Raw genomic sequence first — 21,900 nt, 5'->3', positions numbered from 1 at the left:
AGGAAGTGTTATATACACGCTTATATATGTAATTCTGGCGATATTTTTCGTTCAGTTATATCGAGGTATGTATATGGAGCTTGTGCCTTGGAAGTATGAACTTGCTAGGCCTATTGTTACATTCGCTGAGACTAGCGGGGTTTTTCTCTTTTCACTGTTGCTGCTTCTGGTAGCCAATACATTTTTTATTGGTCTAAATACGCATCGATTAGGTTGGGCTTGCGCGATATCATTTTTTTACTTTACATATTTCTCGATAGATGGCGTGCATATGGCGTATCTATTCTTAGCCGGGCTATTGAGCTTCCCTCAAAATGCGCTTTTTATATTCAGTATTATTACGCCACCGGTTGTGGGGTATGCACTTAACAAAGCTGTCGTTCCAACTCCTAAAGCTACGCGCTATATTTTGCATTCAATACGCTCTACATCGCAAACTATAGCTCTGCGCTTCGGCGGCCGGTTGTAGCGGCGATATACTGGGTTAACTAATTGTTGTAAGGCAAGAGTGAGCGACCTATGTATAAATTGTTTTACTACCCAAGAAATGCCAGTTGGGCGCCCCATATGGTGCTAAAGGAAATGGGTGTGGCGTTTGAGTTGGAGCTGGTAGATAGAAAGCGTGAGCAGCAAAAAACCATGGCTTATATGCAGCTTAACCCTACTGGGCGCATTCCTACGTTAGTGGATGGCGATTTGGTTATGCACGAAAGTGCGGCAATTTGTTTACACCTTTGTGAAAAGCATCCCCAAGCTGGCTTAATTCCCGAAGTGGCTAGCCCGAACAGAGCGCTATTTTACCAATGGCTGTTTTATCTGAATTCTACCGTGCAGCCAGAATTAATGGTTTATTTCTACCCGCAAAAACACACCACCAGCGATAACACTGCAGCCATTAAGCAAGCGCAAGAAGCGCGTGTAACAGATATGTTTGCCTTTATAGATAGTAAGCTAGAAGGTAAAGAGTATTTAGTGGGCAGTAGCCTAACTGTATGCGACTACTTTTTATTTATGTTGGCGCACTGGGCAAGCGGTTTTAATAAACCACCACTTGGCTATAAGCATTTAGGTGGCTATTTGCGAATGCTGGCGAAGCGAGAGGCGGTAATGGCTGTGAGTAGTTCTGAGGGGACAGATTTAACGGCTTATATTTAATAATGCCCTTTAGCAGGCTATATATTATTGGTTGTAAATACTCTACTACCGCTCTACTTTGAGGGAGCTATAGGAGCTATAAAAGATGAGAGCGATTGTTCAAACCAAATATGGCTCTGCCGATGAGCTTGAATTAAGAGAGATAGAAACGCCAAGCCCAGCGGCCAATCAAGTACTGGTGAGGGTACAGGCTGTTGCCATTAACGATTATGATTGGTGTATGGTTAGTGGTAAACCTCTGGTCTATAGGCTTATGTTCGGTTTGTTTAAACCTAAAACACCTATCCCAGGAATGGAAATAGCAGGGGAGGTTGTTGAGTGTGGTGTAAACGTAAAAAATTTTAAAGTTGGTGATACTGTATTTGGTGATCTATCGGAATGTGGTTTTGGTGGTTTCGCCGAGTATGTGAGCGCTGATGAAAACGCGTTGTTTCTAAAACCAAGCCAAATGAAATACGAAGATGCGGCCGCAATCTCTCATGCGGCGTGCTTAGCACTGCAGGGCTTAGTGGATGTAGGCAATTTAGCTTGCGGCGAGAAAGTACTTATTAACGGCGCCGGTGGAGGCGTTGGAGCGTACGGGTTAAATATCGCAAAATTCTATGATGCACATGTTACGGCTGTAGATGCGGCTCATAAACTTGCAATGCTAAAACAAAACGGCTTTGATGAGGCATTGGATTACCAGAGTATAGACTTTACTCGGCAGCCGGCTCAGTACGACCTAATTCTTGATACGAAAACTAATCGAGGTGTTTTTCGCTATCTTAAGGTGCTCGCTCCTAATGGTCGATATGTGACAGTGGGAGGGAGTGTTATGCGCCTAATTCAATTGTTGCTGCTTAAACCTTGGGTTGCCCTTTTTACCAACAAGCGTGTGTCTATTGTCGCTTTAAAAACAAATAAAGATTTAGCCACTATTTGCGAATGGTATTTAGCTAAAAAACTAGTGCCAGTGGTGGAACTTAGAGAAAGTTTAAGTGCAGTGCCGCAGGCTATTAGCTACTTCGGTGCGGGTAAGCATAAAGGAAAACTTGTAGTTAGATTAAAATAGCTAAACTATAAAAATTAGGCTGTGAATTAGCCTATAGCATTACCCCCGTTTTTTCTGCAAACATTGTATGGCCATAGCGGCTGCTGTAGTTCGATTGTCTACCGCCAGCTTTTTAAACAACTGCTCTAAATGTTTGTTTACCGTGCGTGGGCTTATATCAATAATTTGCGCTATTTCGCGATTGGTTTTGCCTTTAGCTAGCCATAAAAAAACGTCAGATTCACGCTTGGTTATACCAAATTGTTCTTTTAATACACTGGCTTCATCTACTGCTGTATCATTATTCAACCGAATTAAATGCTCGCCTTGATCGGATAAGCCAAAATATATTGCAGTGTAATGCTGGCCGGCAGCACAAAAGGGCATTTTGTTGTCTTCTGTAGGGTGGTTGGCCAGCCAGTGTTTTAATTGGTCTTCTAGTGTGTTGGTGGGCGAGTTAATGGTTAGCTCTTCTAGTAACTTGCTGGCAGCGGGTGTTGCCCATTGTTTAACGCCGTCGTTGTTCACCGCCAAAATGGTTTGGCCAGCAGAGTCCAACGCTTGTTGCGCAGATAACGCCGTGCGCGCATTGATTAAATGGGCATTTATTCGAGCTACCAATTCCTTTGGGTTAATGGGTTTGGTTAAATAGTCTACACCGCCTGCGGCAAACCCTTTCACAATGCTATCTGTATCGCTTAGCCCGGTCATAAATATCACCGGTATATTTTTAAGGCTGGGGTTTGCTTTTAATTTCTCGCAGGTTTCAAAGCCGTCCATGCCCGGCATAATTGCATCTAGCAAAATAACATCGGGTGTTAATTTTTGTGCAATGGTTAACGCTTGTTTACCCTCAAGTGCAACCAATGTAGTCATACCTGTAGACTCTAAGGCTTCGTTTAGCATGCCTAGGGTATCAGGGGAGTCGTCTACTATTAATACGATATGGTTATCTGGGCTTATCGTATTCATAAGGATGGTACCTGTAATAATTCGATGACTTTTTTAAATTTAACTTCGTTAATATATTTTTTTAACTGAGTTAAAAATAAAGGGTTAATGTTCGGGTCGTTTGCCAGTTGATTAGCAATGGTTTTAAGCATGCTTAGGTGGCCTATTTCTGCATGTATGATAAGCTTTTCACGTATATCTTGGGTAGGCAGGCCGTCGCCGTTAAACGCACGGGACTCTATTTCTTGCAGGCTATGCGACGAGCTGGGTGCGAGCTTCCATTGCAAAGCAAGGTAGCGATCTAAGGTTTGTAACAGTTGGTCTAGCTTAATCGGCTTTACTAAGTATTCGTTGTAGGCTGTATCGCTTACCTCTTTGTTATTTTGCTGGGCTAATTCATCGTGGCTTAAAATATCTTCATTGGCGTTGGCTGTTACCATTACTATGGGCACGCTAAACCCAATTTGTCGCAGTTTGGCTGCGAGCTCTGGCCCGTTCATGCCTGGCATTCGTCTATCTATTAAAAATATATCGGGTGTGAAATAACTTATCATGGCTAGGCAGGCCTCTGCGTCTGGTGCCTCCACTACGCCAAAACCCAATGGAGTAAGTAGGTCGCCAATTAAACCTCGGTGAGTCGCGTCATCGTCCACCACCATTATCGATTTTTTCTCGCCTTCGTAGCCGTATATTTTTCTGGGTTTTACTTGCGCCGTTTTGGGCGTATCTACTCTAGAAAGCATTAGCCAAACAGTAAAAATACTGCCGCCATTCGGGTTGCGCTCTACAGATATATCGCCCCCCATTATGTCGGTAAGTAGGCGCGTAATGGTTAGTCCTAAGCCCGTGCCTGGCACTGCTGGGCTACCTGGGCGGCGCACTCGCTCAAATGGCTTGAATATGCGTTCGTATTCATCTTCATTTATACCCACGCCGGTATCGCTAATTTTGAACTCTGCGACTTGGTTGCGGTAATTGATGCTAAATTTCACCTCTCCGTGTTCGGTATATTTAATGGCGTTAGAGAGTAAGTTTATAAGTATTTGCCTTACTCTTTTTTCGTCGCCCATAACTGTTGCAGGCATGGGTGACAGACGTTCGCAAGTGAACGTTAAGCCTTTGTCTTGCGCTTGTAGCAAAAACATTTTTTCTAATTGACCCAATAAGCTTTTAAATTGAATAGTGTTGCGCTGTATTTCTAATCTGCCAGCTTCAATTTTAGAAATGTCTAACAGCCCCTCAATTAAATCAGCTAAATGTTCGCCGCTGCGTTTAATAACGGCTATTTTATTTTGGTTAGCCTCGCTTAGTGCCGAGTCCATCTCCATCAATTGGGCATAGCCTAATACGGTGTTTAGCGGCGAACGCAATTCATGGCTAATGCCGGTTAAATATCGACTTTTGGCATTGTTAGCGGCTTCTGCTTGCTCTTTGGCTTTTTGTAGTTTTAAGTCGGTTTTCTCGTGGGCTTCTATTTCTTGCACTAATTTTCGTGTTTGGGTTTGCGATTCTTCCTGCGCAACAATCTGGCTTTGATGCGCCAATACAAATAACCAGCAAATAACGCCAGCTACGATGGTGAGTATAAAAAACACCTTCCATAAGGTGGCTTCCAGTAGCTGGTTAATAGTAAGGCTATCGGTTTTTATATTGGTATAAACCAGTGCTAACAAAACACCCGTTACTGCACCCACAAGGGTGAGCAGTAATACAAAATGTACAAGTCGAATATTTAAGTAATTTGAAGCAAAGCTGGGCAGGCAACGTTGCGCAAGTGTAACAAGCCTAGTGCTAATGGATTGATGGGTTTTGCATAGGTCTTGGCAGCGCGCATCTAGCGAGCAGCATAGCGAGCAAATATAGCCGTCGTATGCTGGGCACTGGGCCATGTCTTCGGTTTCGTAATTGTTCTCACAAATACTGCATTTAACATGCTGGTGTTGATCGCTAAATACATAGGCTGGGCGAGCAATATAATATTTACCCTTTGTGCCCCAAGCTATTAGGGGCGAGCATATAAACGCTGTGGCCAGCGCAATAAAGTGAGAAAGCGCATGTGCGTGCTCACCCATAAAGCCCAGGTAAGCAAGTACACCAGTAATCGAGGCGATAAGCATGCTGCCTACGCCTACTGGGTTTATATCGTAAAGGTGTGCGCGCTTAAATTCTATGTTGGGTGGGCTAAAGCCAAGCGGTTTATTTATTATTAAATCTGCTACTAATGCCCCCACCCAGCTAACGGCAATAATTGCGTAAATACTTAAAGTACTTTCGAAGGCGTGGTAAATGCCAAGCTCCATAAGTAGCAAAGCAATTGACACATTAAATACCAGCCATACAACCCGGCCTGGATGGTTGTGAGTGAGGCGCGAGAAAAAATTAGACCAAGCAATAGACCCTGCATAGGCGTTGGTTACGTTAATTTTTAATTGTGATAACACAACGAAAAAGCCAGCAAGTACCAGTGCAAGGTGCTGGTTCTGCGTAATGTAGCCATAGGCGATGGCATACATGGTGGTGGGGTCGGAAGCGTCTATAAGGCTACTGCCGTATTGAATGGCCACCACAGCGAGAAAGGAACCTATTACCAGTTTAATACAGCCTACGATTATCCAGCCCGGCCCGCCAGCAATAAGTGCACACCACCAGCGTGTTTTATTACCGGCTGTTTTTTCTGGCATAAAGCGCAAAAAATCCACCTGTTCACCAATTTGTGCTACTAGCGCAAACATCACCGATGCCGCTGCACCAAATAATAAAATATTTAACCCAGGTGAGGACTGTTTGGTGCCGGTGTAGCTCTGCCAATCTGCCACTAAGGTTGCGTCGTTAAATAGAATAAAAATAAGGGGTGCGAGTTGTAGGGCTATCCATAATGGTTGGGTCCACAATTGGAAGCGGCTAATAAATGTAATGCCGTAAAACACCAGTGGGATGGCGACGAGTGAGCTAATAATGTAGCCAATGGCTAGGGGAATACCGAGTGTTAGCTCCAGCGCCTTTGCCATTATGGCGGCTTCAAGTGCAAAGAATATAAATGTAAACGAAGCGTAAATAAGTGAGGTGGCGGTGGAGCCGATATAACCAAAGCCTGCACCACGAGTGAGCAAATCTATATCTACGCCATATTTTGCAGCGTAATAGCAAATGGGTAGCCCTGCAAAGAATATAAGCAAACCCACCACAAGTACGGCTGCCATGGCGTTATCGAAGCCATAGCTAATGGTTATGGCAGCGCCTATTGCCTCTAAGGCTAAAAATGAAATAGACCCAAGCGCAGTGTTTGCCACCCGCAACAGCGACCATTTACGAGACGCCTTAGCGGTAAAGCGCAGCGCGTAATCCTCTAGGGTCTGGTTGTTCACCCACTGGTTGTAACTGCGTCGAACGCGATAAATCTGCTGTTTAGCCGCCATAGTGTTTACTCCTCGCCCAATTATTAAGGCTCAGGCAAGGAGTTGCCCCGCATTTTCACCATTAACTTCAGGTTGTTTTTTGCCCTGTTTGTATCTCCTCCAATGTGACTGTAGCTGGCATCCAACTGCGTGCTCGCATCGTTCTTAATGCGCTGTTACCCCTTAAGCGAAATTCGCGCCAACCCTTCGCTTTCCTCCTGCTAAAACTTTGATGTTAGCCGCGATGAATGTTGAAGCACTAGCTCAGTCATCTATATGTGCGCCTACGATATGACGCTTTTGCGCATTCGCCTATGCGTTAAATGACGTATCTAGGGGGATCATTTGTCGAATGGTGGCTAAGGCTTTAGAGGGTAAAAATAGCCCCACGCATTACTTCCGGTGCAATCACTACACAGAGGGTAGGTTATGAAACTCACACAATTAGCTAGCAGTTTAACGCGCTTCGAATCCCGACGAGGTCTCCTAAAGATTGTTGGGATGAGCGCTTTTTTATTTGGTATGCATTCGGCACTGGCCGATGAGGCAAATACCACAGGGCTTGCCGTTACTAAAGATACGGTCAAAGTCGGGATCTTACATTCGTTAACCGGCACCATGGCAATCAGTGAGACCGGCGCGCAAGAGGCTGAGAAGCTTGCAATAAAACAAATTAACGATATGGGTGGCATCTTAGGAAGAAAGATCGAGATTATCCAAGAGGATGGCGCCAGTGATTGGCCAACCTTTGCCGAGAAATCTAGAAAGCTACTAGTAAAAGATAAGGTAGCTGCTGTATTCGGTTGCTGGACATCCGCATCGCGCAAAGCGGCACTGCCAGTGTTTGAAAAAGAAAATGGGTTGCTGTACTACCCAACGTTTTACGAAGGGTTAGAGCAATCTAAAAACGTGATTTATACGGGCCAAGAGGCAACCCAACAAATTTTAGATGGTTTGAACTGGGTAGCGAAAGAGAAAAATGCGAAAACGTTTTATCTCATCGGTTCGGATTACATCTGGCCGCGCACATCAATGAAAATTGCACGCAAACATATAGAAAATGTGTTGGGCGGCAAAGTTGTTGGTGAAGAATATAAGCCATTAGGTAATACGCAGTTCGGCTCGGTTATCAACAAAATTCGCCTGAAAAAACCAGATGTTATTTACGCTGCAGTGGTTGGGGGCAGTAACGTTGCATGGTTTAAGCAATTAAAAGCTGCGGGCATTACTGGCGAAAAGCAAACCCTATTAACTATTTCTGTAACCGAAGATGAAGTGTTGGGTATTGGCGGTGAAAACTTAGAAGGCTTCTACTCCATCATGAAGTACTTTCAAAGCCAAGATAACCCCAACAACAAAGCCTTTGTGTCTGCCTTTAAAGAAATGTGGGGTGACGACAGTGTAATTGGTGACGTAACGCAGGCAGCTTATCTCGGCCCATGGTTATGGAAGGCCGCTGTAGAAAAAGCAGGCTCCTTCGATGTAGATAAAGTTGTAGCGGCATCAGAAAGTGGTGAAATTGAATTAACCACCGCGCCAGAAGGTTATGTGAAGTTGCACAAAAACCATCACTTGTGGAGTAAAGCCCGCGTAGGTGTTTGGAACAAAGATGGTCAAGCAACGGTAGTGTACGAATCTGACCTTATCGAACCAGACCCATTCCCAGCCGGTTATCAGTAAATAGATTTACTTTTCACAGCGAACAAGGAGGTTCGCTTTCACTTTTTAAAAATCCAAACAGCGGAGAAAAAATATGGGCGGTTATACCTACAGCGAATTGGGGTCCATCTTGGCAATGCAGGGCTTCGCTGGAATTAGTTTATTCAGCGTACTGCTTTTAATGGCGTTAGGGCTTGCCATTATTTTTGGTCAAATGGGTGTAATTAATATGGCTCACGGCGAATTTATGGCCGTAGGCGCCTACACCACTTACTTTATATCTACCCTCACCGAGGCCTACTTTCCAGAGCTTATGTCCTATTACTTTGTGTTTGCCATTTTGGTGGCCTTTGTAATGGCGGGGGCACTAGGGTATTTCGCGGAATTTATATTAATACGGCATTTGTATAAGCGCCCTTTAGATACGTTGCTGGCAACCTGGGGCCTAAGCCTAATTATGCAGCAGGCGTTTCGTTCTATTTTTGGCGCGCGCGAAGTTAGCCCGGCGCTACCAGATTGGTTGATGGGGTCTTACCAGCCAACCGATACCATTGATATTCCCCTTAACGGCATGTTCGTACTTGGTTTAACCACGCTTGTCACTCTGGGCGTATTTTACCTTTTATTTAAATCTAGCTGGGGCTTGCGCGTGCGAGCTACTACGCAAAATCGTGTAATGAGTGGCGCGGTTGGCATAAACACTAAAAAAATTGACCGTTACACCTTTGCTTTAGGTTGTGGCATTGCAGGTATTGCGGGCGCGGCGTTCACCACCATTGCTTCTACTGGGCCAACTACTGGGTCGCTTTATATTGTAGATACGTTCATGGTTGTGGTGTTCGGCGGAGCAGGTAGTTTAGTGGGCACTATATCGTCAGCCTTTTCCATTGCGCAGGCGCAATCTATTTTGGAGTTCTTCATAAGCGGTTCAATGGCAAAAGTATACACGCTGTTGGCGTTAGTGTTGATTCTAATGTTTAAACCAGAAGGTTTGTTTGCCAGTAAGGTGCGTCGCTAATACAGCGGCGTATCTGTGTTTACTTAGGCTTATTTGGGAGACGAGTATGAGCTTTGTATATGAAAATTTAATGGGTGGGAAAAAAGGCCTAACCGGCTTTTTAATTCTCGCTGCTCTCATTCTGGTTGTTTTTCCAGTGTGTTTAGATTTATTTAGGCTTAATTTGGTAGGCAAGTACTTAACCTACGCGTTTGCCGCAGTAAGTTTAGTTTTGTTGTGGGGGTACGGCGGTACCCTTAGTTTAGGGCAGGGGATATTTTTTGGTCTTGGCGGTTATGCCATGGCGATGTTTTTAAAGTTGGAAGCCAGCTCGCCAGAAAACACAGCCATACAATCTACCCCAGGTATTCCAGATTTTATGGATTGGAACCAGTTAACCGAACTGCCTTGGTTTTGGGTACCGTTTAACAGTTTAACTTTTACCATTTTAGCTATTTTAATTGTGCCCACCGTGTTCGCCTACGTTATAGGCGCTGCCATGTTTAAGCGCAGGGTGGGCGGTGTTTACTTTGCGATTATTACCCAAGTAGTGGCGGTTATTCTTACGGTACTCATTGTGGGCCAGCAGGGGTTTACCGGCGGTATTAACGGCATAACCGATTTGCGCACGCTAAATGGCTGGGATATCACCTCCGACTCCGCAAAATATATATTTTATTTTCTAAACTGCTTTTTATTGCTCGGTGTAATTATGCTGGGCCGTTTTATTCTTACCAGCAAGTTCGGTCGCTTATTGTTAGCAATGCGCGACAAAGAAGACCGCGTTAGATTCTCTGGTTATGACGTTTCTAATTTCAAAATATTTATCTTTTGTATTGCTGCATTAATGTCTGCTATTGGCGGCGCTATGTTCACTTTGCAAGTGGGCTTTATGTCACCCTCTTTTGTCGGCATCGTGCCATCTATTGAGATGGTTATATTCTGTGCGATAGGTGGGCGCATGTCGTTAATAGGCGCTGTGTACGGCACCTTGCTAATTAATTTTGGTAAAACGGCGTTTTCGGAATCCTTTCCTCAGCTTTGGTTGTTTTTAATGGGTGGGCTATTTATCGCGGTTGTAATGTTCTTTCCTAATGGGTTGGCCGGTATTTGGCAGGATTATGGCCATCACCTAACCACGCGTTTACAGCGCGCTAAAAAATGGTTGCTGTTGAAGTTTGGCGCACAACCAAAAACGTTAGCCGAAGATGCGAGCTAATTGTAAACCGAGTTTAATTGATTGAGTGGGGTAGGTGATGAGTTCTACAACAGATTTTACACTTTCTATTGAGGGGTTAACGGTATCTTTCGACGGCTTTAAAGCCGTAGATGATTTAAACCTCTACATAGATAAAAACGAGTTACATGTTGTTATTGGCCCGAATGGCGCGGGTAAAACAACCGTATTGGATTTGATTTGCGGCAAAACAAAATCCACCTCCGGCAGTATTAAGTTTTTAAACAAGGAACTCACCAAAATGAGTGAGCACGCCATAGTGCGAGCGGGGGTAGGGCGTAAGTTTCAAACACCATCAATTTACGAGAACTTAACGGTGCTCGAAAATTTAGAGGTGTCTTACCCCGCAGGACGTGGGGTTTTAGGCTCGCTAGTCTTTAAACGCTCTACAGCCGTGCTGCAAAAAATTCACGAAATAGCAGCCGAGATAATGCTGGATGATCAGCTAGATACAGAGGCAGGTTTGCTTAGCCACGGGCAAAAGCAGTGGTTAGAAATAGGGATGTTACTTATTCAAGACCCGCAGTTGCTAATGCTAGATGAGCCAGTAGCCGGCATGAGTGTTAAAGAGCGCGAACAAACAGGCGAATTGTTGAAGAAAATTAGCAAAGGGCGATCTGTACTAGTTATTGAACACGATATGGAGTTTGTTGCGCGTATAGCGCAGAAGGTAACGGTATTGCATCAGGGTAAGATTTTAGCCGCGGGCAATATGGAGAAAGTGCAGTCCGACCCGAAAGTGATCGAAGTGTATTTAGGGCATTAATGCTTGGCTGATATTACCCTGCGAATAGTAAAGGTGAATGTATGTTAAACGTATCTAATTTAAAAGTAAGTTATGGCCAAAGCGAAGTGATACACGGGCTTGATTTTACCGTGCCTAAAAACGAAACCCTTGCGGTAATGGGGCGTAACGGTATGGGTAAAACGACTTTGTTCAAATCGCTTATCGGTGTGCTGCCTTTATCTGGCGGTTCCATAAGTGTGGATGGCACAGACGTGTCAGACATGGAAAGCCACAAGCGTGTGGAAAACGGAATTGCCTATGTGCCACAAGGGCGCATGATCTTTCCATCTTTAACCGTGCAAGAGAACATCGAGACCGGAATGGAAGTTTCTGGCCTTAAAAAAATACCCGACGATATTTACGCATTGTTCCCAGTGCTGCGAGAAATGCGCAAACGCAAGGGCGGCAATCTGTCTGGTGGCCAACAACAACAGTTAGCTATTGCGCGCGCGTTGGTGACTAACCCAAAGGTGTTGCTGCTAGACGAGCCCACAGAAGGTATACAGCCATCCATTATTAAAGATATTGCCAATGTACTTAACGAAATTAAAAAGATGCGCGACATAACCATTATTGTGTCTGAACAAGTGCTGAGTTTTACCATGGCCGTGGCAGACAGAATTATCGTTATCGATAAAGGCAATTTTATTCACGAAGACCTGCGAGACGATGTCGATACCGACAAAATTAAAAAGTATCTGTCTGTGTAGCGCTTAAAGCGTTCCTATACGTCATTTAACGTAGTTGGTTAAGTCGTATATCGAATAGTACGTAAGTTAAAGCCGGTAAATAATGGAAGCACGAAATCACAGTTAATCGAGCAAATTAAACAAACAAGTTAAACCAGCAAGTTAAACGAATAAGTAGTTAAACGAATAAGTAGTTAAAACCCAAATCGCGCAATGTGAATACACTGCGACGTAAACACTCTTAGGAGAAGCAGCAATGGCAGAAACTATCATTAAGGTTGATTTAAAAGAGTCGCCCTACACCAACGAGAAAATTCACAACCGCTGGCACCCTGATATTCCCATGGCAGTAAAAGTAAAGCCTGGGGATGATTTTAAAATCGAGTGCTACGATTGGACCGGTGGTCAAATAGAAAACAACGACGACGCAGCCGATGTGCGCGATGTAGATCTAAGCCAAGTGCATTTTTTGTCTGGCCCTGTTGGGGTTGAGGGCGCAGAGCCGGGCGATTTGTTGGTGGTAGATATTCTCGATATAGGCGCTTTCGACGAAAGCTTGTGGGGCTTTAACGGTTTCTTTTCTAAAAAGAATGGCGGCGGCTTTTTAACCGATCACTTCCCCGAAGCGCAAAAATCCATTTGGGATATAAACGGTATGTTTACTAAATCACGGCACGTGCCAGGGGTTGAGTATGCGGGGTTAATTCACCCAGGTTTAATAGGTTGCTTGCCATCTAAAGAATTGCTTGATGAATGGAATACACGCGAAAAAGCACTGTACGATACCGAGCCAGATAGAACGCCAGCTCTTGCTACCTTACCTTACGCAGAAACCGCCCATATGGGTACAATGCAGGGCGATGCAAAAGAAAAAGCCGCAGCAGAGGGGGCGCGTACGGTTCCACCGCGGGAGCACGGCGGCAACTGCGATATTAAAGATTTATCGCGCGGCTCCAAAATTTACTTTCCGGTTTATGTAAAAGATGCAGGGCTATCTGTAGGGGATTTGCACTTTAGTCAAGGCGACGGCGAAATAACTTTTTGCGGCGCTATCGAAATGGCTGGTTGGATACACCTACGTGTAAATCTTATTAAAGGCGGCATGGAAAAATACGCCATTAAAAACCCTATTTTTAAACCTAGCCCCATCACGCCTAAATACGACGATTACCTAATATTTGAAGGTATATCGGTAGATGAAGGCGGTAAGCAGCATTATTTAGATGTGCACGTGGCTTACAGGCAGGCTTGTTTAAACGCTATTAATTATTTAGAGAAGTTTGGTTACTCGCGCGCGCAGGCTTACGCCATTTTGGGTACGGCGCCGGTGCAAGGGCATATTAGTGGTGTGGTGGATATACCCAACGCGTGCGCAACGCTTTGGTTACCTACCGATATCTTTGAATTTAATGTGCAGCCGGGGGCAGACGGGCCAACAGTGGAGTTAGACGGCTCTGTTCAGGTTCCGCTGGCACCAGACTTAGAGTAGTAAACAAAACTCACGGGGCGAAAGCCCCTTAGCACCACATGATGCAGTTAGATTGAGGAGACGCGAACATGCCAGTGTATGACTATAAATGTAAAGAGCATGGTGTATTTAACGATTTGGCAACCATAGCCGATAGCGATAAACCCTGTGCTTGCCCAACCTGTGGTGAGCTAGCGGCCCGCATTATTCGCCTGCCGCCCACAATTACGAAAATGCCAAGCGCTAAAAAGCACGCTTACGAAGTAAACGAGCGCAACCAGCATGAGCCGACGCATTCCACCGCTGCGCGCCGGCAAGATGATGAGCAGCATGCGAAGGGCTGTGGCTGTCAGAAAAAATTAAGTCATTCCAAGCTTATGTATACCGCGCAAGGGGAAAAAATGTTCCCGTCGATGCGCCCGTGGATGATTAGCCACTAAGGTTAGTTCTTTGCGATTTTAGTTTTAGCCATAGCAGGCTAACGTGTTTGGCCGGCGTTCCCAGAGCGTCGGCCTTTTTTATAGGCATACCTTTAATTATTGTTAGCCCTCTGTTACTCGCTTGCCCTCTAATACAAGTGTTTACGGTTAGCTGTTGTGCTAAGTGGGCGGCGGCTTTGCGCGCGTCTAAGCTGGGTAGAGGCCGCCCTAGTGCTGCAGGGCCTACAACAAAAAAACCGTCAAATTATTCGTTGCTATGCAGCCGCAAAGGTTGTAACGTTCGCCAAAATTCGCGGCTGGTTAAATACCCTTAAATCAGCCCAAGTTTCTTCCTTTTTGAGTACCTTTGTTTAAGCGTTCTGCTAGCCTTTAAGTAAGCCATTGCTACTGTGCGAAGCGCCGAGTAAACAGCCCCTTAGTTTGGTGGATTTGTGCCAATGGGGTTTTAGCCCGCTCTCGCCGAGCACACACCTTAGAGTTTGTAATATGGACAGTAACCTGTTTTGGATAGTGGTATTAATTGTTACTAGTGCCTTCTTCGCTATTGCCGAGATTGCGTTAGCGGCTGCACGCCAACTAAAGCTTAATATTTTGGTGGATGAAGGTAGCGAGAACGCCAAACTGGTGCTGGATTTACAAGCTAAGTCGGGCGCGTTTTTCGCGGCTATTCAAATTGCGCTAAACGCAATCGCTATATTGGGCGGTATTATTGGTGAGAACACGTTTACACCTTACTTAAAAACGCTTATTAGCTATGTTTACGAAGGGCGGTTTCTCGATGAGGTAAGTTTTACTTGCTCCTTTTTATTGGTTACCAGCCTATTCATTTTGTTTGCCGATCTTATTCCCAAACGTATAGGTATGGCTCTGCCAGAAAAAATTGCCCTGCGGGTAGTAAGGCCCATGATGTTTTCAGTAATGGTGCTTAAGCCCTTTGTGCTGTTTTTTAACAGCCTGTCAGATTTAATTTTAAAGCTATGTCGTATACCAACCGAGCGTGTGGATATAGTTACCGCGCAGGATATTGTGGCCATTATGGATGCCGGCGCCGCAAACGGATCGATTCCGTCGCAAGAATACCAAATGATAGGTAACGTATTTGAGCTGGAAAATCGTAGCCTAACCTCGGTAATGTGTGTGCGTGACGATATGGTGTACTTCGATATTAACGATACCCACGCCGACATTAGCGAAAAAATTATTCAACACCCGCACAACTTCTACCTAGTATGCGACAACAGCCTAGATCAAATTGTAGGTTTAGTGGAATCCAAAGCGCTGCTAAAGCAGGTGCTAGCTGGTGAGCAGGCAAGACTGTCGTCAGATATCGTTAGCAAAGATGTGTTCTATCTGCCCGATTCACTTAGCTTATCTGAGGCGCTCGAAGCCTTCAAATGCCATACCCAACCCATTGCCGCCGTGTTGAATGAGTATTCACTGGTTGTAGGGCTTGTTACCATGAAAGATGTAATGAGCGTGGTAGTAGACGGTTTTACGGGTGTATTGGCCGACCAGCTTATTGTGAAACGCGGCGAAGGATCGTGGTTAATCGATGGCTCGGCTGCTATCATCGATGTTGGCCGTTGTTTAGGGGTGGAAGAATTCCCCGATTCAGACAGCTACGAGACACTGGCTGGCTTTATTATGTACAAGTTAAAGAAACTGCCAAAATTAACTGATAATTTGCTGTTTGAAGGTTACCGCTTCGAAGTGGTCGACATGGATAATTTGAAAATTAGTAAGTTACTTGTTTCCAAAGTGGATGCTTAAATTAGGTGCCATTGCTGCCTAATTATTCAAAAGTGTAAATTTTAAAAATGATAGGAACAAAAGATATGAAATTTCGTTTTCCCATTGTCGTCATCGATGAAGATTTTAGGGCCGAAAATATCTCTGGCTCGAGTATTCGCGATCTAGCCGAAGCAATTGGTAACGAAGGGATGGAAGTTGTAGGCTTTACCAGCTATGTAGACCTCACCTCCTTTGCTCAGCAAGCAAGCCGTGCATCGTGTTTTATTGTTTCTATCGACGACGATGAGTTCGGCTCGGGTTCACCCGAAGAAGTGGCCGTACCTATTGAGGCGTTGCGAAGCTTTATATTAGCGGTTAGAAAGCGCAATACCGATATTCCTATCTTCCTATACGGTGAAACCCGCACTGCGCAGCATATCCCCAATGATGTATTGCGCGAGCTACACGGCTTTATTCACATGTTTGAAGACACGCCCGAGTTTGTGGCGCGCCATATTATCCGTGAGGCGAAAAAGTATTTGTCGTCACTCGCGCCACCATTTTTTAATGCCCTTATGGAGTACGCAAGCGATAGCTCATACTCGTGGCATTGCCCTGGGCACTCTGGTGGCGTAGCGTTTTTAAAAAGCCCCATTGGCCAAATGTTCCACCAGTTTTTTGGCGAGAACATGCTGCGCGCAGACGTGTGCAACTCGGTAGATGAGCTAGGTCAGCTGCTGGATCACACCGGCCCAGTTGCCGCGAGCGAGCAAAATGCCGCCCGTATATTTAACAGTGACCATTTGTTTTTTGTGACTAACGGTACTTCTACATCCAACAAAATCGTGTGGCACTCCACCGTAGCGCCTGGCGACATTGTGGTAGTAGATAGAAACTGCCACAAATCGATTTTGCACTCCATTATTATGACCGGCGCCATCCCTGTGTTTTTAATGCCTACGCGCAACCACTACGGCATTATTGGTCCTATTCCAAAGTCTGAATTTACTATGGAATCTATCCGCGAAAAGATAGAAGCCAACCCGTTTGCGCGTAAAGCCAAAAACAAAAAGCCCCGTATCCTCACTATTACGCAAAGTACCTACGACGGTATTTTGTATAACGTGGAGCAAATCAAAGAGATTCTTGGCTCCAATATCGACACATTGCATTTCGACGAAGCTTGGTTGCCCCATGCTACGTTCCACGACTTTTATAAAAACATGCACGCCATAGGCACAGACCGGCCGCGTTCGGACGACACCTTAGTATTCGCCACACAATCTACCCATAAACTGCTTGCTGGCTTATCGCAGGCGTCGCAAATATTGGTGCAAAACGGCAACAACCGTAAATTGGACACTCACCGTTTTAACGAATCCTACTTAATGCATTCTTCCACCAGCCCGCAATATTCCATTATTGCCTCGTGCGATGTGGCTGCAGCCATGATGGAGGCCCCCGGCGGTACCGCGCTAGTAGAAGAATCGCTGCTAGAAGCGCTCGATTTCCGCCGTGCCATGCGCAAAGTAGATGCAGAGTTTGGTGATGATGACTGGTGGTTCCAAGTTTGGGGGCCTAAGGATATTGCCGAAGAGGGCATTGGCGAGCGCGAAGATTGGGTTATACGCGAAGATGATGACTGGCACGATTTCGGCAATATTGAATCTGGCTTTAATATGCTCGACCCCATCAAAGCCACTATCATCACCCCCGGGCTAAACTTGAAGGGCGACTTCGATGAGTTTGGTATTCCGGCTGCAATTGTAAGTAAATACTTGGCTGAGCACGGCATTATCATCGAAAAAACCGGCCTGTATTCCTTCTTCATTATGTTCACTATCGGCATTACCAAAGGCCGATGGAATTCCATGGTGACGGAATTGCAGCAATTTAAAGACGATTACGACCAAAACCTGCCTTTATGGCGTGTTTTACCGGAGTTCGTGAGTAAACACAAACAGTATGAGCGCATTGGTTTGCGCGATTTGTGTACCCAAATTCACGATATGTATAAAAAGTACGACGTGGCTAAAATTACCACTGATATGTACCTATCTAAAATAGAGCCTGCTATGACCCCAGCAGATGCTTGGGCAAAAATGGCTCACCGCGAAATAGAGCGCGTATCTATTGATGAAATAGAAGGCCGTATTACTGCGATGTTAGTAACCCCTTACCCACCGGGTATACCTTTGATGGTGCCGGGCGAGCGATTCAACAGCACTATTATTAGCTACTTGAAGTTCGCGCGCGATTTCAACTCTGCGTTACCGGGCTTTGAGACAGACGTACACGGTCTAGTGAAAGACACCGTAAACGGGGTAGAAGGCTACTATATCGATGTAGTTAAAGAGTAATACAGCTTGTGTAGGGGCAGGTAGTTGCCCCTATACCCAGCAGCTTTTGGGCGTATTTTTCAGGTGCGCTTCTACTTGCCTCTTTGCATGTCTTACTTTTATTAGAGCGTGCGACATTATTAATTTTTTCAAATTTGGCTGCCCGTGTTAATCATTCAGCACTTCAATTTTTGATAAAAAAACTTCAACTTTTTACCATTTAACATACTTTCCTTGTAATGCGTTATTGCCTGTCCCCTGTTTTGATTAATGCTTGTTGCACAAAACAACAATAATCTCGGAGGTCTCCAATGCGAATACATACTCAATTAGATCAATCTGTAGTAGTAAGTACTAACCATCACCCAGTAATTTCGACCTTAGAGCAGCACCCTGCAAGCCAAATATTTGATATCGCCATCCAGCGTATGGCCGAACACTCAATCGAGCTAGATGTAACCCTAAAGGATACGCAGCTTAGCCATAACCCCGCGCTTAGTAGTTTACTAGGCTGCGTTATTGACTGTGGTGTGCGCACTATTCCTGCGGAGCATGCGGGAAGTTACGACATATCGGAATACGAGTTAAGTTTTATAAACCCATGGCGCGGCGAGCCCTTACTGTTGCGTGGCAGCATCGAAATGGAAAAAGAGCACTTAGCTGTATTTATTTGTGAGTTGTTGTTGCCCAATGGACTTTGTGTAGCGCAGGCACAAGGTACCTTGCTTACTGCGTTTTAGCTCTTAGCCAACAGGTGCTTTTACCTGTTGGCCCTTCCTCTTTGGTAGAGGCCATAGGCTTGAAGTGTGACATACAGAACACTTTGGCCTTAAAGCCAAGTTTTAGCCAATAACTGGGTGTTAGAATAAAAAATTCATTAACACTAAGAGTATTGTCCCTTGCGATTTATTGGCCTATACAAATATCTCGTTTCCAAGCTCGCCCCCTTCATTGTTATCGCTCTCGCTATTCCGCAACTTGCGGCGGCGAAAGATTTTGAACTCTCGGGTGTGTTATTGGAGGTTATCGACCCTTACCTAGAGCTACACACAGGGCCTGGCCGTGGTTACCCTATTTTCTATGTAATAGAAGAGGGTGAAGGTGTGGTGGTGTTAACCCGTCAACCCGGCTGGTATGAAGTGTTAAGCCAAAGCAACCAGGTGGGCTGGGTATCAGAAAGCCAAATAGCGCGCACCATGCAAAAGTCTGGCGAGCCCGCAGATTTACCCTCGGTGAGCTACGGCGACTACCTCAATAAAGGGTGGCAGGTAGGCTTTGCGGCAGGTGCGTTCTCATCGGGCGAACTGCAAGGCGCCGACAATCTAAAGTTATCCGCAGGGTATAGGCCCATTAGTTGGCTTGTTATCGAAGCTGAAACCGGCCGTTTTTATGCACCAGAAACCCGTGGCAGCTATATGGGGCTTAACCTTGTTGCCGAGCCTATCTCCAAATGGAAGTTCTCACCAGCCATACTTTACGGCATGGGTACAATGAAAATTGAATCTCAGCCAGAGTTGGTGCCGCTTGGCTTTAGCGATTCCGACCTAAAAAGCTATGGCCTAAGGTTAAATTACTACGTAGGTAGAAATTTTGTAGTTAACATCGAGCAGCGTTGGTTCGATATAAGTATTGAAAATAATAATCTGGAGTTGGAAGGATGGTTCGTCGGTTTCAACACGTTTTTCTAAGCGGTCGTATATTGGCTGGCATAGGCGCAGCGGTATTTTTGCTCGCCACTGCTGGCACTGCACAGGCTGCAGAAAACGATAAGGCCAAAATAAACTCAGACTTTTTTGAAGTGGGGGTGAGCACCGGCATGCTTAATATCGAAGATTTCGGTAGCGAGCTCTATGCCGGCGTAAGCGCCAATTTTAAAGCCACAGAAGATTTCTTTTTGCAGTTTAACTACGCCCAAAGTCACTTAGCATTGTCTGCTTTTGAACAAAGCCAAGGGCGCCTGTTTGAGGGTGCCGACAGAGACTTTAAACATTTCGACTTTTTGGTTGGTTACAATATTTTCCAAGGCGAAGTGTTTAGAAGCAACCGTAAATCTAACCTTTCTGCCCTGTATGTTGTAGCTGGCGTGGGGGAGACTGCGCTCGGGGGTGAAAACAATTTTAGCTACACCTACGGTGTGGGTTACCAGTTTGCACTCACAAGAAAAATTATTGTTCGCTGCGATTACCGCAATGTGAGCTTTAACTCCAGCTTGTTGGTAGAAGACGAGCTAACTCGCACTTCACAGATAGGAGTGGGGGTAGGTTATTTATTTTAGTAAGCGCTAATTTTAAGGTTTCTCTCTTCGCGCCCCATTCTTGGGGCGCTCTTGTACGGTCTAGCTGGCTGAGCTTGGTGTAACTCCGCCTTGAACTGTTCATTTTTACTAAAACAGCACATTAACCCCAATATTCAATTCATTGTTCATGGTTTGGCTGGTGGTATCTAAAAACTCGCGTTCGAATAGGTGGTTTTTAAAATCCAAGTTTATAGTCATCCAGTCGGTGGGTACCACTCGGTAGCTAAGGCCTAAAAGCCCGCTCGCAGCAGAGTTGCCGGCGAATTCAATGTTACCAACTCCCGCTAATAGGAAGATCGCGGAATCGTACTTACCTTTGGTGCTTAAAAACGAGCGGCCGTGGGCTATGCGGTAACCGCCGCTAAGGGTGGTGTAGGTAAAGTCGTACTCGCCATCTGCCAGAAAGTTTGCATCGGCAATATCCTCAAAAGTGGCACGGCTTACCGTAGACTGCCCCATCTGTACTTGTGCTAGCCAATCACGGGTGATGTGGTAGGTGAGGGAGAAGCCCGTTACAAGGTTTGTATTGAAGTCTGCTACCGAGAGCATGCCTGCGTAAGCGCCCAGCTCAAATTTCTCTGTATCGATAGTCGCCGGCTGCGCCGCATCAACGCGTTTATCTGGAATTACCACGCGTACAGGCTTGCGTGTTTGCTCAGATGCGTCTTGAGCCAATGCAAGGGAAGAGGAAAAGCCGCAAACAATTAAGGCGGCAGAAAATTGCAATAAATTCTTTGTTAAGTAGTTCACGTATTGAGCCTTTATTTCGACTAATCGGTAGTAAAAGGTATTGCATTGCAGGTGAGTGCATAAGATATTCGCTGCCGAGTACGGTTGCAATGCGACCATTAAAAAATGCACTAATTCATTTTTTCTTCTGTCAAAATTGTGAGCGACATGTGAAAACCCAAAAAATTAGTGTGATCTGGTTTTTGTTTCAATTAACTTTTAGCAACAGCACGCGGGAAGTTAAGTATAAATACATTCCGATAAGTTAGGGAACCTCTAACAACTATTTAACTGGTGTGAGAACTTGTTTAGCCAATTACTAGTACGAATTTTAAATTTAGTGACGGTGTTCGCATTTTGCTTGTGTTCAGCCTCCCTGCTAGCCCAAGAAAAGCCCAAGGGCGACGCTTGGTATACAGGCGTAGATATCGAGTTTGATGAAACCAAAGGTCAAGTCCAAAAAGATACGCAGGCCGAATCAGACATCGCTAAAATATCGCGAGAAGTACAAGCGCTTAAAAAAGAGGTGATCGTACTTAATAAAGATTTGCGGCTGCTAGAGGAAAACATGCTGTTTCCCTCAAATACGCGCTTTACGGTTTTTATTACGGTTAACTCCGGCCGCTTTTTTACGTTAGAGAGCGTGAAGGTAAAAATTGATGGGCGTTTAGTAACGTCGCACGTCTATTCCGAAAAACAGCGCACAGCACTATTAAATGGCGGTGTGCAAAAGCTCTATGTAACCAATATGAGTGAGGGCGAGCATAGGCTTACCGCTTTTTTTACAGGGATAGGCGCTAACGATAGAGTTTACAAGCGCGCAGCAGAACTGGAGTTCGATAAAGGGCTAGGTAGCCAATACTTAGAAATACTGGTAACCGACGACGAAAGTACGCAGGAACCTGTTTTTAAGTTAAAACAATGGTGATTGAACTAAGGCGACGAAAAAACTGTTGCGGTAACAGAAGTGATTAATAGATGTATTCATATTAAA

18 protein-coding genes are annotated in these 21,900 nt (G+C 45.1%); 15 read left to right on the top strand and 3 right to left on the bottom strand.

The features are described from left to right. Window positions 1–519: 519 nt before the first annotated feature. Window positions 520–1,155 (top strand): glutathione S-transferase family protein, encoded by a 636-nt coding sequence (locus SDE_RS15575; protein ID WP_011469452.1) that lies wholly within the window; start codon window positions 520–522, stop codon window positions 1,153–1,155. A gap of 85 nt (window positions 1,156–1,240) precedes the next feature. After that, complete coding sequence (locus SDE_RS15570; protein ID WP_011469451.1) at window positions 1,241–2,209, top strand: NAD(P)-dependent alcohol dehydrogenase; 969 nt, start codon at window positions 1,241–1,243, stop codon at window positions 2,207–2,209. Window positions 2,210–2,248: 39 nt separating this feature from the next. Here the strand turns inward: SDE_RS15570 and SDE_RS15565 are convergent, their stop codons facing one another. Next, window positions 2,249–3,160, bottom strand: a complete 912-nt coding sequence (locus SDE_RS15565) for a response regulator transcription factor (RefSeq protein ID WP_011469450.1) — start codon at window positions 3,158–3,160, stop codon at window positions 2,249–2,251. After that, a complete protein-coding gene (locus tag SDE_RS15560) occupies window positions 3,157–6,555 on the bottom strand; it encodes a hybrid sensor histidine kinase/response regulator (RefSeq protein WP_011469449.1) in 3,399 nt (1,132 codons plus the stop codon). The genes SDE_RS15565 and SDE_RS15560 overlap by 4 nt, the downstream gene beginning before the upstream one ends. 480 nt (window positions 6,556–7,035) lie before the next feature. On the opposite strand from SDE_RS15560, the gene urtA reads away from it, so the two are divergent. The 12 genes from urtA (at window position 7,036) to SDE_RS15500 (ending at window position 20,156) form a co-directional block, all read left to right on the top strand. After that, a complete protein-coding gene (gene urtA, locus SDE_RS15555) occupies window positions 7,036–8,214 on the top strand; it encodes an urea ABC transporter substrate-binding protein (protein WP_275450093.1) in 1,179 nt (392 codons plus the stop codon). Between the two features lie 73 nt (window positions 8,215–8,287). After that, window positions 8,288–9,211 (top strand): urea ABC transporter permease subunit UrtB, encoded by a 924-nt coding sequence (urtB, locus tag SDE_RS15550; protein ID WP_011469447.1) that lies wholly within the window; start codon window positions 8,288–8,290, stop codon window positions 9,209–9,211. A gap of 46 nt (window positions 9,212–9,257) precedes the next feature. Continuing rightward, window positions 9,258–10,409 (top strand): urea ABC transporter permease subunit UrtC, encoded by a 1,152-nt coding sequence (gene urtC, locus SDE_RS15545; RefSeq protein ID WP_011469446.1) that lies wholly within the window; start codon window positions 9,258–9,260, stop codon window positions 10,407–10,409. A 37-nt stretch (window positions 10,410–10,446) separates the two neighbouring features. Next, window positions 10,447–11,193 carry an urea ABC transporter ATP-binding protein UrtD gene (gene urtD, locus SDE_RS15540; RefSeq protein WP_011469445.1) on the top strand — a complete coding sequence of 249 codons (747 nt, stop codon included), beginning with the start codon at window positions 10,447–10,449 and terminating at the stop codon, window positions 11,191–11,193. Between the two features lie 41 nt (window positions 11,194–11,234). Beyond that, the gene (urtE, locus tag SDE_RS15535; protein ID WP_011469444.1) at window positions 11,235–11,924 is read left to right on the top strand and encodes an urea ABC transporter ATP-binding subunit UrtE; all 690 of its coding nucleotides are present in this window, start codon (window positions 11,235–11,237) and stop codon (window positions 11,922–11,924) included. Window positions 11,925–12,159: 235 nt separating this feature from the next. Then, window positions 12,160–13,392, top strand: a complete 1,233-nt coding sequence (fmdA, locus tag SDE_RS15530) for a formamidase (protein WP_011469443.1) — start codon at window positions 12,160–12,162, stop codon at window positions 13,390–13,392. A 68-nt stretch (window positions 13,393–13,460) separates the two neighbouring features. After that, the gene (locus SDE_RS15525) at window positions 13,461–13,811 is read left to right on the top strand and encodes an FmdB family zinc ribbon protein (protein WP_011469442.1); all 351 of its coding nucleotides are present in this window, start codon (window positions 13,461–13,463) and stop codon (window positions 13,809–13,811) included. A gap of 486 nt (window positions 13,812–14,297) precedes the next feature. Further along, window positions 14,298–15,581, top strand: a complete 1,284-nt coding sequence (locus SDE_RS15520) for a hemolysin family protein (protein ID WP_011469441.1) — start codon at window positions 14,298–14,300, stop codon at window positions 15,579–15,581. 65 nt (window positions 15,582–15,646) lie between these two features. Further along, window positions 15,647–17,902 (top strand): arginine/lysine/ornithine decarboxylase, encoded by a 2,256-nt coding sequence (locus SDE_RS15515; RefSeq protein WP_041324778.1) that lies wholly within the window; start codon window positions 15,647–15,649, stop codon window positions 17,900–17,902. Between the two features lie 290 nt (window positions 17,903–18,192). Then, complete coding sequence (locus SDE_RS15510) at window positions 18,193–18,621, top strand: hypothetical protein (protein ID WP_011469439.1); 429 nt, start codon at window positions 18,193–18,195, stop codon at window positions 18,619–18,621. A gap of 159 nt (window positions 18,622–18,780) precedes the next feature. Then, complete coding sequence (locus tag SDE_RS15505; protein WP_011469438.1) at window positions 18,781–19,569, top strand: SH3 domain-containing protein; 789 nt, start codon at window positions 18,781–18,783, stop codon at window positions 19,567–19,569. After that, window positions 19,539–20,156, top strand: a complete 618-nt coding sequence (locus tag SDE_RS15500) for an outer membrane beta-barrel domain-containing protein (RefSeq protein ID WP_049762667.1) — start codon at window positions 19,539–19,541, stop codon at window positions 20,154–20,156. The genes SDE_RS15505 and SDE_RS15500 overlap by 31 nt, the downstream gene beginning before the upstream one ends. 108 nt (window positions 20,157–20,264) lie before the next feature. On the opposite strand, the gene SDE_RS15495 is transcribed toward SDE_RS15500, so the two are convergent. Next, complete coding sequence (locus SDE_RS15495; RefSeq protein ID WP_041324777.1) at window positions 20,265–20,927, bottom strand: outer membrane beta-barrel domain-containing protein; 663 nt, start codon at window positions 20,925–20,927, stop codon at window positions 20,265–20,267. Between the two features lie 283 nt (window positions 20,928–21,210). Here SDE_RS15495 and SDE_RS15490 point away from each other — a divergent pair, with 283 nt between their 5' ends. Further along, window positions 21,211–21,834, top strand: a complete 624-nt coding sequence (locus SDE_RS15490) for an AraC family transcriptional regulator (RefSeq protein ID WP_011469435.1) — start codon at window positions 21,211–21,213, stop codon at window positions 21,832–21,834. Window positions 21,835–21,900 lie beyond the last annotated feature (66 nt).

The sequence above is a fragment of the Saccharophagus degradans 2-40 genome (genome assembly GCF_000013665.1).
Lineage (GTDB): Bacteria > Pseudomonadota > Gammaproteobacteria > Pseudomonadales > Cellvibrionaceae > Saccharophagus > Saccharophagus degradans.
Note: the sequence above shows the minus strand (reverse complement) of the source record. Positions and strands in the feature narration are given on the sequence as shown.

Excerpts from the sequence above, each read along its gene's own strand:
- SDE_RS15525 (WP_011469442.1), top strand. The coding sequence starts at position 13,461 with ATGCCAGTGTATGACTATAAATGTAAAGAGCATGGTGTATTTAACGAT.
- SDE_RS15570 (WP_011469451.1), top strand. The coding sequence starts at position 1,241 with ATGAGAGCGATTGTTCAAACCAAATATGGCTCTGCCGATGAGCTTGAA.
- urtA (WP_275450093.1), top strand. The coding sequence starts at position 7,036 with ATGAGCGCTTTTTTATTTGGTATGCATTCGGCACTGGCCGATGAGGCA.
- SDE_RS15565 (WP_011469450.1), bottom strand. The coding sequence starts at position 3,160 with ATGAATACGATAAGCCCAGATAACCATATCGTATTAATAGTAGACGAC.
- SDE_RS15560 (WP_011469449.1), bottom strand. The coding sequence starts at position 6,555 with ATGGCGGCTAAACAGCAGATTTATCGCGTTCGACGCAGTTACAACCAG.
- urtE (WP_011469444.1), top strand. The coding sequence starts at position 11,235 with ATGTTAAACGTATCTAATTTAAAAGTAAGTTATGGCCAAAGCGAAGTG.
- SDE_RS15515 (WP_041324778.1), top strand. The coding sequence starts at position 15,647 with ATGAAATTTCGTTTTCCCATTGTCGTCATCGATGAAGATTTTAGGGCC.
- urtC (WP_011469446.1), top strand. The coding sequence starts at position 9,258 with ATGAGCTTTGTATATGAAAATTTAATGGGTGGGAAAAAAGGCCTAACC.
- urtB (WP_011469447.1), top strand. The coding sequence starts at position 8,288 with ATGGGCGGTTATACCTACAGCGAATTGGGGTCCATCTTGGCAATGCAG.
- SDE_RS15520 (WP_011469441.1), top strand. The coding sequence starts at position 14,298 with ATGGACAGTAACCTGTTTTGGATAGTGGTATTAATTGTTACTAGTGCC.
- urtD (WP_011469445.1), top strand. The coding sequence starts at position 10,447 with ATGAGTTCTACAACAGATTTTACACTTTCTATTGAGGGGTTAACGGTA.
- SDE_RS15500 (WP_049762667.1), top strand. The coding sequence starts at position 19,539 with ATGGTTCGTCGGTTTCAACACGTTTTTCTAAGCGGTCGTATATTGGCT.
- SDE_RS15575 (WP_011469452.1), top strand. The coding sequence starts at position 520 with ATGTATAAATTGTTTTACTACCCAAGAAATGCCAGTTGGGCGCCCCAT.
- SDE_RS15510 (WP_011469439.1), top strand. The coding sequence starts at position 18,193 with ATGCGAATACATACTCAATTAGATCAATCTGTAGTAGTAAGTACTAAC.
- fmdA (WP_011469443.1), top strand. The coding sequence starts at position 12,160 with ATGGCAGAAACTATCATTAAGGTTGATTTAAAAGAGTCGCCCTACACC.